General features: G+C 39.6%; 7 protein-coding genes. 4 read left to right on the plus strand and 3 right to left on the minus strand.

Annotation, left to right across the window (positions count from 1 at the left end; translation table 11 throughout):
- Positions 1-8: 8 nt before the first annotated feature.
- From NSQ52_RS12170 to NSQ52_RS12180, 3 genes are all read right to left on the minus strand, one after another.
- Positions 9-7,028: a DNRLRE domain-containing protein gene (locus NSQ52_RS12170; protein WP_342473368.1), complete on the minus strand. Its 7,020-nt coding sequence runs from the start codon at positions 7,026-7,028 to the stop codon at positions 9-11.
- Between the two features lie 169 nt (positions 7,029-7,197).
- Positions 7,198-7,986 carry a BPU family class D beta-lactamase gene (blaBPU, locus tag NSQ52_RS12175; RefSeq protein ID WP_342473369.1) on the minus strand — a complete coding sequence of 263 codons (789 nt, stop codon included), beginning with the start codon at positions 7,984-7,986 and terminating at the stop codon, positions 7,198-7,200.
- Positions 7,987-8,101: 115 nt separating this feature from the next.
- Positions 8,102-9,271, minus strand: coding sequence for an acyl-CoA dehydrogenase family protein (locus NSQ52_RS12180; RefSeq protein WP_047946479.1), 1,170 nt, complete (start codon positions 9,269-9,271; stop codon positions 8,102-8,104).
- A 120-nt stretch (positions 9,272-9,391) separates the two neighbouring features.
- Between NSQ52_RS12180 and NSQ52_RS12185 the strand changes: the two genes are divergently transcribed.
- The 4 genes from NSQ52_RS12185 to NSQ52_RS12200 are packed head-to-tail and all read left to right on the plus strand — an operon-like array spanning position 9,392 to position 12,458.
- A complete protein-coding gene (locus NSQ52_RS12185; RefSeq protein ID WP_277687658.1) occupies positions 9,392-10,180 on the plus strand; it encodes an amino acid ABC transporter ATP-binding protein in 789 nt (262 codons plus the stop codon).
- Complete coding sequence (locus NSQ52_RS12190) at positions 10,177-11,037, plus strand: amino acid ABC transporter substrate-binding protein (RefSeq protein ID WP_047946480.1); 861 nt, start codon at positions 10,177-10,179, stop codon at positions 11,035-11,037. Before NSQ52_RS12185 ends, NSQ52_RS12190 begins: the two co-directional genes overlap by 4 nt.
- Entirely contained in the window at positions 11,034-11,732 is a 699-nt protein-coding gene (locus NSQ52_RS12195; protein WP_041506838.1) for an amino acid ABC transporter permease, read from the plus strand. The genes NSQ52_RS12190 and NSQ52_RS12195 overlap by 4 nt, the downstream gene beginning before the upstream one ends.
- Positions 11,733-11,744: 12 nt before the next feature.
- The gene (locus tag NSQ52_RS12200; RefSeq protein ID WP_041090876.1) at positions 11,745-12,458 is read left to right on the plus strand and encodes an amino acid ABC transporter permease; all 714 of its coding nucleotides are present in this window, start codon (positions 11,745-11,747) and stop codon (positions 12,456-12,458) included.
- Positions 12,459-12,484 lie beyond the last annotated feature (26 nt).

The raw sequence follows: 12,484 nt of genomic DNA on the forward strand, positions 1-12,484 counted from the left end.
AAGAACACCTACTTCTTTAATCTTATTTTAAGAGAAGGACGCTTGGCTCCTTTTGGAATGTAATCAGCAGAAGGGCCATCATAATCTCTTGACTTATTTCTCAGTGTATATCTTGATCCTTTTTTACTCATAATGATTACTTGCCTATCTTTACTTATTGACTTTTTCCATCCTTGCCTTCTAAGATTTTTCTCAAAATTCCTTTTTGTTACATTAGTAGCCCTGTTATTAACTATAGCTGTTTTCTTTTTTACATTTCTATAACTAGAATATGTTCTTTTTGCTTTAACTTTCTTCCTTGAAAGTTTATAAGACTTCTTCCCAGCACTAAATACCTTTTTCGCTCCCTTTAACTTTCCACCACCCAAAAATCCTGATGCTGCTGCAACTGCTGTACCTTTCCAGCCTTTACCCGATTTATAAGCTTTGTATCCATCATATACAGCAAATCCTGCATTGACAACAAACCATACCCAATGACCATCCGGGTCAACATTCATGACTGGGTTGTTGTTTCCATAGGTATATCCGTTTTGATCTAGTGCATCTCCATCGCTTCCTGGGTCTGGGTCAAGTGATAGGAATACGCCATTTTTTGGTTCATAGTAGCGGGCGATTAGATAGTAAAGTCCTGTTTCTTCGTCGAAGCGGTAACCAGCATAGCGATATGGGTTTCCTTTTACTTCTTCATTTTCTTTTACTTTTGTTGGAACGCCCCATGTATCGTATTCGTACTCAGCAACGATTTTTCCTGCACTATTTGTGATGGCTATGACATCACCGTGTGCATTGTAGTGATAGAAATATTTGTTTCCATTTTGCGTGAATGCAAGGAGTTGTCCACTCTCACCGTATGTGTATGTTTTTGTGACTTCGTTGTCTCCATCTGTTTCGTATAAAACATTCAGACTATCACCGTCATAAAAATAATTGGTGACTTTTCCATTCACTGTTTTTTGAATTCTATATCCACGCTCATCATATTTGTAAGTGACAAATGGCTTGTCTTCCCCTTTTTTCGTGATGGCCGTTATGTTATCTTCTGCATCCCATTTATAAAGGAATTGCCCGTCAGACGTTCGGTTGCCATTTTTGTCATAAGTTAAAGTCTCATCATTTACCTTTGTCAGTTGGTTCATGATGTTGAATGATGCGTTGATTGTTTTTTTAGTGCCATTTTTTTCAGTCGTGACGGTTTTTCTGTTTCCAAACCCGTCATATGTGTACCCAATGACCGTGCCATCTGGATAAGTTTCTTTGATCAATTGATCTAATTTTCCATATTCATAACGAATCTTCCCGTTGCTTCCTTGATCAACCGTTATTCTGTTTCCATTTTGATCATATTCGTAAGCTTCGTTTAAGATCGTTACCCCTTGGCTTGTTCCAATGTGCAAATCATTAATTAAATTGCGCTCATCATAAGCAAAGCTAGCACCACTGCCGTTACCTGTAATAAAGGACTGAACATTTCCATTTTCATCATAATCAAACGAATACGTAGAACTCGAATCCTTCATCTGCGTCATTTGATCAAGCTTATTGTAACTGAATTGGTTCGTTCCTTTTTGATTTCCGTGTGTCCATTCAAAGGATTTCAGTTTATCTGAATTGGCTGGATACGTCCAAGTTTGGCTGCTGCCACGCTCTGTTAACTTTGTGATGCGGTTTTGTTGGTCGAACGTTCTGTTTTTGGTTGTGTTTTGTTCTTTGTTAACAACCGTTGTTTCGTTTCCGTTTTTATCATAGCTAAAGTTATATTTTTCTGTCCCATTGTATGACTTGGATTTCACTCGGTCTGTTCCATCATACGTGAGAGACACTTCATGTCCATTTGCAGAAATTGTTTTGATTAAGTTGCTATTCGCATCATATTCACTTTTCAACACATTCCCTAATGGATCAATGGTTTTTGTCAATTTGCCCATTAGGTCGTATTCGAATTGATACGTCTGATCTGACTCTGCACGAATGGTTTTCGACTGTTCATTGCCCTCTTTATCATACGTTCTCACAATGGATGTCCCGTTAGATAAAGTGATTTTCTTCAGCTGATCAGCCTGGTCATATTCAAATGTTGTTTTTTCGCCTTTCGCATCTGTTTCAGAAAGTTTTTTGCCTGTTTCATCGTAGGCAGATTGAGATGAGTAACCAAGCTCGTCCTCTTCTTTAACTGCATAGTTCCCTTTTTCGTCGTAAGTGGTTTTCGTTAAAAGACTACCTTCTACTAGTCGGATATCATCAAACCAAGCCGTTCCCGTCGCACTTTTTTGGAAAACGATCTGTACGTCGACTTTTTTCAATGGTTTTGTTTTTGGTATGACAACCGCTGCTCGGTTCCATTCCTGTGTACCGGTTGGGAATTTCGCATTAAATGTTCCTGTTGTGCCATCTGTATACGTAACGAACGCTTGAAGTGAGTAATCATTTTCATTTGAGGCTTTGACATTTTCAGCCTTAGACATCCCAGTCAATGTGACATATACAGATTGATCATTCGCACTTTGTTCAATCGGTACAGATTGTTTATAGATGGCATTTGCTTGAGTTGAAGAGGTTCTTGTCATTTTTAACGAAACGTCATCGTTAAAGCCTTCTTCATTATCTAATGAACCACCTGTTCCGCTCCAGCTTGTTGTTTTATCCGTAAAGGAATTATTTTTGACAGGATTATAACTTGATGAAACTTCGCCTTTTTCTAGCTGAATCTCATCGAACCAGGCTTTTCCTTTTCCAGCCTTATCTCGATGATCCACTTCCATATAAATCACAGCTTTGCCTGCATGAGATGGCGTCGTAAACGTGACTTGGCGTTTTGTCCAATCGTTTTTGCCTGATAATGTGCTGTAACCGTTGCTGATCCATTGAATTCGTTTGTTGTTTGTATCTCTTAAATCGATGTTAAAAAATGCTCTTGCTTTTGTTAGCTCTGTCTTTATTTTCCCACTAAGTGTATACGTCGTATTTGGCTCTAGTGTCACTTCTTGAGTAGCAGAAGAATAGCCAAGTTCAGTTCCTTCAGTTGTCGACTGTGAACTGACCTCTAATACTCTGCCGCCAGATAACGGACCACTTTTCCCAGCTGTTTGCGCTAATTTCCCGTCATCCTTAGATGCTGTAAGCTTCCAGCCAGTTAGCGTATCTTCAAAACTGCCATTTTTCAATATACTCGCACCTGCAGCAAGTTCTTTACTCGTTTGTACCAAATTCCCGTACGAGTCATAAATACTTGCTGAAGACATATTTCCACTTTGATCCGTTTCAGATACAGCATCTAATCCATCGTAGGCGATATCTGTAATATCTCCTTCTGTATCTTTCACTTTAGTAACATCATTGTTTTTGTTATACTCGTAGGTTTCTGTCCCGTAAGCATCCTTAGCTTGAATGACGTTGCCATTTTTGTCATACGAATAGCTTTCTGTAGCTTTTCCTTTTTCTACATCATTGGGATCAGTTTCTTCTACGATTTGGTTGCCTTCATATTTCGTTTTAGTAGTAATTTTAAGCCCTTCCGTATCATCTACAACTTGAATTGGATTAGCTGCTTCATTATACGTATACTGTATTTTCCGGCCGTTTGGCTGCGTCAGCATGAGTGTCTTTTTAGACATATCATATGCATACTCAAAAGTTTCTTTTTTTGCATTGATCGCCTTAACTAAACGGTGATTTTCATATTGGTATTCTGTAAAAACAGGCTGATCTTCTGTGCTGTTTTGAGAGAATTGTTTAATCAATCTGCCTTCTTTGTCGTATTCATACAAGATGCTCGTTCCATCTAAATCAATGACTTTCACTAGTAAGCCTGCATCATACTCAAATGAAAGTTTTTTCCATTTTGGTCCTTGAACCGAGGTGATATGACCATCTTCATCATATTCCATTGTTATTTTTCGGCCAGATGCATCTTCCATTGAAGTGAGCTGATTGTTTTCGTTATATTTGTATGTCGTTGTATTTTTATGTCCATCTACAATCTTGGTGATTTTCCCACCATTTTTACTAAAGTGTGCAAAGGTTTGATCCTTCGTTTTTAACATGTATTCATCTTTTGATTCCGTTAATTCAAGGAAAATACCTGTTGGTGGTTGATACGTACCATCTGCTTTTTTTGTAAAAATATGAGTTGTAGCATCCTCATCAAGATAGATGGCACCTTCTTTTGTTGGCGTGATACTAGTTTCTACATCTGCGTACCACCCTTGTCCAAACAAGTGGTCAGCTGCATCTAAACTGTTGTAAGTTCGACCAATTCCAAGTCCTGGTCCTCTTCCATCAATCGACATTTCTTCTTCACTGACAATCACATTACCAGTTGCACCATTCAGCTGGCCGTCTGGTATATCAATAATCGACCAGTAATCCTCTGTCCCAAGGAATTCGGCACCTTCATGGAATGTCGGGTTAAAGGCTGGTGTCGGAATGGTTTCTCCATTTGCATCGTAGGCGGAAAGGGTAAAGGAGTAGTTCTTGCGTCCTTTATAATTTCCATTCGCATTTTCATAAACTGGTGATGGGTCTAGCGCTAATTCCCCGCCTTTACCATCTGTATGAAGCACATATTTCCCACTTTTAACTTCAGTAGGAGTCGGCCAAATATTCTTATTTTGTGTTGTCCAATGATCGACATCACCAACATCAAATGATTGATATGCCTTACCATTATAGATGTTAATTTTATATCCTTTTGCATTTTTTACTTTGTCCCAATGTAAATTGATATAACCTGTTTGGCTCTCTTTCGTATTCGTATAAGCATATCCAGATAAAGCTTTCGGTCTAGATAGATCAGGTAAAGTAGGTCCAGATGGCGGTGAAGCAATAGCTTCTCCATCTTTATTGTAGGCAATCACTCTGAAGGAATAATGTTTTTGAGCCGCATCTCCTCCAGCATTTTTATAAGTCGCACCAGGATGAATTGGAAGCTCAGCCCCTTTTCCATCTTGGAGGTGCAATGCAAATTTACCTGCTTTAATCTCAGCAGCTGTTGGCCATACTTTTTTTCCTTTTGTTGACCATGATGTTTGATTCCCAAGATCCAATGTCTCATAGCTTTTCCCATTAAACATTTGTATTTTATAACCGGTCGCACCGGAAACTGAAGTCCAAGAAAGATCAAAGTAACCTGTTGCGTTATTATTATTGAATCCTTTTGTACTAGGTGCTTTCGCTCTAGCCACATTCGGCACGACAGGTTTTACTTTTGCTGACATTGCGCCTTCACCTTGGTCAAAAATCGCACTTACAGCTACCCAATAATTTTTGCTTGTCGCATAATTACCACCTGAGTTTTTGTAAACCGGGGAAGGATCAACTGCTAATTCTGTCCCCCCTTTTCCATCTAAATGAAGTTTATATTTCTTAGCTGCAATCTCACTTGCTGTCGGCCAAATATTCTTTCCTTTTGTACTCCATGATGCCACATTCCCAACTGAAATGGCTTCATATTCTTTTCCGTTGTATAGCCACACTTTGTAACCTTTTGCGCCAGACACCTTTTTCCAACTTAAGTTTAAGTAACCTGTCCCATTTCCATTACTAAAACCTTTTACAGTTGGTGCATTTGCTTGTGGAATGGTATACGTGACTTCAATGACTGGTTTTTTGGTTGAGTTTGTTGATGAGATTATTTTTTTCCAATGGTCTTGTCCATTTCCATTAGCATGTAATTTAAAGCCGTAGTTAGCTGTTCCGCTATTCCAAGCTTTGATGGTCGATGTCACATCATAACTCGCCCATTGTCCTTTATATACGTTGGCCTTACCGATGTTTTTAGAACTTGGTTTATTGTTCCATGTTAGCTTTGTATGATCATAGTTGGCATTCACTGTATCAAGCCAAAGACCAGTTGCTTTCGTCCCGTAATATGAATGAGCAACATACGTTTTGAGCGTCGCTTTTGTTACATTCATATTTTGAATCGGTTTGAATGAATTAAACTTCATGAACGCGTAGTTTGTACCAGTTGTTTTATCATAATAGCCGGTTTTCAGGACATAACTTTTCAGATTAGCATCCCATTTTTGCGTAGATATTGAATAGTTTGTTGTTGGGTATGCACTCATAATGAATGTGTCTGATGAAACAGATAAAGAAGTCGATGGATCGATAGACACAGGATAAACTCGTTCAGGATCCTTGAGCCATTTCTCATCAGCAGTTACACGAAGTAAATAGCCATCATCTTCTTTTTGCAATTCAAAGCTCACATCTTCTGATCGAGCCACTTCGCCTGACTTTTCATCTAGATTTGAATCGGTCATAAACGGTTTTGGAACTTGAAAAATGGTCTGTTTTTTCTGATCAAAAAATCTAATAGAACCATCTTCCTCAATTTCTCCAGTTAGATCTGTCTTTATTTTAAAAATAAAAGAATTGTAGCCATCATATCGTTTGAGTACAATATCTTCTTTGATATTTTCATTAAAAGTAAATGATCGTAAATCAATATGTGGAAATACCTCTTCGTATGTAAGTTCGTTGGTGTTCTCTTTAAATTGTGCAGAGGTATCTTTGGAACGAATTTCTGATTTGTTTGTTCCTGAAGCTTTTAAAATTGAAAATTCAATTTGATGCTTCTTGTGTTCGAATGTAGCATAGAGCCCTTGCTTCATTTGTTTTTGAAAGGTTGAATCTAACCTTGCATTTTCCGTTTCTATTTCTTTTTTCGAAGTTGCTTTTAACTCTGGAGAGATGTCCTCCCACTCAGCATCTGGTGACTCTTTTATATGAATGGGGTCAGGATATACTTCTTGCGTAAATACTCCCTCTCCTTCATAGAAAAGTTTGCTATTGGCTGTTCTTTCCGAAAGAACTTCTCCGTCTTTTCCAATTTCAGCTTCATCAATCCCTGCTATTTCAAGGGTTTTTGAATCGTCTGTTTCTGGCATGCTGTTATGACTTGATTTTGTATTTTCTACATGTTCTTCTGCAAAAATGTCAGAAGGTAACATTGATATAAGCATCACAAAGGCTAGAAGCGCTGCAATATTTCTTTTCCAATTTACTTTTCTTTTTAGATTCATATTAATCTCCTTATCATATATTTGTAACATTTGTAACAATACGTCATATATCATAATATATTTAAGATATCGTTTCAATATTTTTCTAAAAATATATCATTCTTTCAAACTAAACCAAGTATCATCTTTTTATCAATATATCCCCAAATTCACTCATAAAAAAAGCATCCTAAACGGATGCTTCTACCAAATGATATTTTTTCAAAATACGATAGGTAATTTCTTTTGCTTCTATTCCGGTGCCTTCTATATTTGTGGTGAAGATGTAGGTTTTGTTTTCATGTTTAATGAAGCCTGCGTACCAGCCGATGCCTGATCCGGAGCCTGTTTTTCCGTATAGCGTGGTGTGTTTCTCTTCTTCTTGTATCATCATTCGTTTGACGGTTCTCATAACAGATAGGTCAAATGGGAGACTTTCTTCATATAGCTGTTTAAGGAAATGGACTTGTTCTACTGGAGAAATGCGCAACGTACTGCTTAGCCAAAACTGATCAATTCCGCCAGATATGTCTTGATTCCCATAATGAATGGCTTTTATCCAATGGCCCATGCGTTCTTCCCCGATGTCACGTGCCATGGCTTGATAATACCAGACGACTGAATCTCTCATACCAGAGCCCAGTGTATGGTCCTTATTCCAGTTATCAATCTCTCTTTTTACTCCGTCCCAATATTTGATGTCGTATTCATCTTTAACTGCGCCAGTTTGAAGTCCGATTAAGGCATTTGCAATTTTAAACGTTGATTGTGGTGCAAAGCGCTTGTTCGCTCTTTTTTTGTTATACACCCATGGTGATTTTTCTTTTACTTCTTGAATCACAAATGTGCCTTCCCGCTCTTTCATGAATTCATCGACGGACCATTTTGGAGATGTTCCTTCACTTGATGCAGGCTTGCTCATACAAAGTGCTGCAAGCATCACGCCAGCAATCAGCCATTTCATCTTCTTTTTTTGCAAACAATCACCCTCTTTGCTCATGATTGCAATCGATTGTAGCATGCTGACTGATCAGAAATAAGAGCCGCTCGTCCTCTTTTTCAATAAAAAAAGCCGGTTTTATCCGGCTTTCTGTTTATTGTACGTTCAATTTTTTCTCTTCAATCGCTTGCTTTGCAATTTTCGAAATCGTCATATCGTCCATTGGCGGGTTATGAAGGCCAGCACGAATGTCTCGATAGTAACGTTGAAGCGGGCAGCTAAGGCTTAAGCTTTTTGCACCGACTAAACGCATGGCTTTATCGACCACTTGCAGACTATCATTGACGACTGTATGCTTCACAGCACCGAATTCATTGATTAACAGCTCTCTTTTCTCTGGCTGCTCATACAATGTTGTCGTTGAATAGATGACATGGCGTGCTTGCTTTAGTAGTAAATCAATTTCGCCAATCAGTGTTTGGACATTTGGCAGTTCGCTAATCGTTCCGCTAATACTGTTCGGTGAATGGGTGATGGCATACTGAACAGCATAGTCTCTTGCCGCTTGTGCAATCCCTAAATAACAGGAAGGAATATGTGCGATCCAAGGGTTTAACGTACCGCCCCGAGGTCCTTTTTGCACTTCAACCAACATGTCATCTGGAACTTCCACATGATCTAGAATTAAATCATGGCTCTCTGTTCCTCTCATGCCAACAACATCCCACGTTTCTTCTATAGAAACACCTTTTGTATCACGGTGAATTAAGAAGAAGCCCATCGCTTCTTTTTCTTCGATCCATACACCGACGAGAAAATATGTGAGTGCTGGTGACATCGTTGTGAATGTTTTCCTGCCGCTGATCACCCATTGATCTCCTGATCTCGTTGCAGTTGTTCCAGGTTTGCCTCCTCTTGTTGGACTACCTGTCTGCGCTTCACTGACAGCCCGGTTCACAAGAGCCCCATTTTTGATTTCTTCAGCAAAAAATTGCAGCTGCTTCTCATTCCATAGTTTCTTTTCATAAATTTCACCAACAACTCCTTGGTGCCAGCCGATCGATAAGGCAGTTGCTCCATCCATACTTCCTAGTGTTTCTTGAAAAAGGACCATATCCTTTACAGATTGACCCCCGCCCCCGTACTCAACAGGCAGAGACAACGTTGTATAGCCCAGTTCTACTAATGATTTGATATTCTGTTTAGGAAAATAGGCACCCTCATCATGTTCTTTTGCAGATTGTTCGATCGTTTCACGAAGGGATTCTAGTTGATCTAGCCAATTTTTTTGAAAATCTGTATCGACAAATAATGCTTTAGACAAAACGTATCCAACTCCTCTGTTTCTCGCAATCTATCATATCCGATTTATCCAATAGGTATTATTAAAACACACTTTACTTATAGGATTTAATGTGTTAAATTTTATCAATATTAAGTACATATGTCAAAGGAACGTGATGCTTTTATGATTTCTGCTACTAATCTACATAAATCCTATGGGTCAACTCATGTGTTAAAAGGAATTGATTTCACCGTACAAGAAGGTGAAGTGGTCGCCATTATTGGACCGAGCGGATCAGGAAAAACAACCCTTCTCCGCAGTTTAAACAGCCTTGATATCCCAGACAAAGGAACGCTGACAGTTGGAGAAGCCACGATTCAATTTGAACAATTTCGAAAAAAAGATCTTCTAAAACTCAGACAGCAATCGTCTATGGTGTTTCAGCATTATCACTTGTTTCAAAATAAACGAGCACTTGAAAACATCACAGAAGGATTGATTGTGTCTCAAAACATGTCTAAAAAAGAGGCGGAAAAAATCGGAGAGCAATTGTTAACGCGAATTGGGCTGCTTCATAAAAAAGATGCGTTTCCAAGTGAATTATCCGGCGGTCAACAGCAGCGGATTGGGATTGCCCGTGCTCTTGCCATGAATCCTGCGGTGCTTTTGTTTGATGAACCAACGTCTGCACTAGACCCAGAGATGGTCGGAGAAATCCTTGAAATGATGAAAGATATTGCGAGCCAAGGAATGACGATGGTCATTGTGACGCATGAAATCTCGTTTGCAAAGGATGTAGCGGATACAGTGATCTTTATGGCAGATGGGGAAATCGTTGAAAAAGGCTCACCAGAAGACGTCCTGATGAAGCCTCAGCATGAACGGACGAAACAATTTTTATCAAGAATTCATCGCGGGATGTGGCAAGGATTGGAGGAAGACAGATGAAGCGCAAGACTTTATTCACTGCCGCTAGTATCCTTCTGTTTCTCCTCTCTCTCATTGGCTGCAGCAGTGTGAAAACGACAACAGATGATGGCAGACAAATTGTCAAAGTCGCACTAAGCGCAGAAGTCAATCCGCCTTTTTTAGCCACAAATGACCGCAACGAGCCGATTGGCTATAACATCGATTATTTAAATGAAGTCGAGAAACGTTTGCCACACATTCATTTTGATTATATCTTTGGCGAGGAAGAATCCAATTTAATTGGGATCGGCGCTGGGAAATTTGAAATGGCGGCTAATTGGTTTTTTAGTAATCCTGAACGTGAAAAACGCTTTCTTTATCCTAAGGTTCCATACGGCTATTCGATGACAGGTTTAATTGTGAATGAATCAGAGCAAGATATTGAATCTCTAGACGATATGACATCAAAAAAGCTCGCTCCCGTCAGTCCTAGCGGCGGCCTTCGTTCCATATTAAATCAATATAATGAAGAAAATGATCCGAAAATTCCGCTCACGACCATTGAAAGCCCTTCAAACGAACTCAATTTAAAACGAGTCGAAAGTGGACGGTCCGATGCGGCTTTTATGAATATTTCGACCTTTGATACGATTCAAAAACATCTTCACCTGAAAGTCAAAGTGGGCGGCATTGTCTCAAAGGAACCTATTTATCTTGTCTTACAGCCTAGTCAAAAGAAACTAGCATCACAATTGGACCGAGTGACACAAGAGATGATAGAAGACGGAACATTACCTGACCTTGCGAAGAAATGGTTTGGCGTTGATTTCTTTCAAGATATTGACTATATATCAGAGCAAGGCTATCAATATGAAGAAAGGAAGGAAACGCCATGACGTTTACAGCTGGAGATTGGCTAAGAATCTTTTTACAGGTGGTTGATCGCCTGCCACTCACATTTCTGATGATTGTGGTGTCATTGTTTTTTGCCATCATCATCGGATTGCTGTTTGCTTGCATTCGAATCAAACAAATTCCAGTGCTGAAACAATTGGCGGTCATTTATTTGTCATTTACACGAAGTACGCCGCTCATTGTTCAGTTATTTCTGATTTATTTTGGCCTGCCTCAGCTTTTACTCATGGCCGGAATCCAAATCAATCATTGGGATCGTGTGTTATTTGTGATGATCACATTCTCGTTACATACGGGCGCTTATTTATCTGAAGTCTTTCGCAGTGCATATTCCTCTGTTGGGAAAGATCAGCTTGAAGCAGCTTACATTGTTGGGATGACAGATTCGCAGGCATTAATGAGGATCATTATTCCGCAAGCCTTTCTCATTGCACTTCCGAACCTCGGAAATTACACCATTGATCTCGTGAAAGATACCGCCATTGCATTTACAATCGGACTCATTGATATGATGGGACAGGTCAAAATCATCCTAGGTAATAACTACGGGATAGGGATGTTTGAAGTGTACGTCATCATTGCAATTGTGTATTGGCTGATTTGCATCAGTATTGAACTGATCACGATGCTACTGGAAAGAAAATTTGTGAAAGGCCGCACCAGCCTGTCACGCTAAGGAGGCGATTTGATGCAAACCATTGATATATCATTTGCGATTGACCAAATACCACATATTCTAAAAGGCGTTCCCTTTACCTTATTGATTGCACTTGTTTCTATGGCTGTGAGCCTTTTGATTGGATCTGTTTTTGCTTTCATTCGCCTCTTTCGTATCCCTGTGCTCCGCCAGCTGGTCACGCTCTATGTCTCATTTTTTAGAGGAACACCTCTCATTGTTCAGTTGTTTGCTTTCTTTTATGGCATTCCATTTGTTCTGACCAAAATGAATAGCACTTTTGGGTTGACCTTTCACCCGGATATGGTCTCCCCGCTTACCGTTGCCCTTATCACCTTCAGCCTGCATTCAGCCGCACATTTAACAGAAGTGGTCCGCAGCGCACTCCTTGCGGTAGACAGAGGGCAGCTTGAAGCGGCGAAAATCGTTGGCATGACCACCAGACAGGCGATGATGCGCATTATTTTACCGCAAGCGTTTGTGGTTGCCCTGCCAAACCTAGGGAATCAGCTCATTCAGCTGTTAAAAGCCACATCCCTTTCGTTTACAATTGGTGTACTGGAAATCATGGGAATCTCTCGCATCATTGCAAATGACGGCTACAAATTTTTAGAAACGTATCTTGTCTCTGCTTTGATCTATTGGATGCTTAGTATTTTCTTTGAACTCGCTTTTGCTTTGTTAGAGAAACGAGTCAGCGTGTACGGAAAATCTCTTGGACGTTAAAAAAAGAGAACGGCATCTGCCATTCT

It is taken from the genome of Bacillus sp. FSL W8-1141 (assembly GCF_038593205.1).
Taxonomy (GTDB): domain Bacteria; phylum Bacillota; class Bacilli; order Bacillales; family Bacillaceae; genus Bacillus; species Bacillus altitudinis.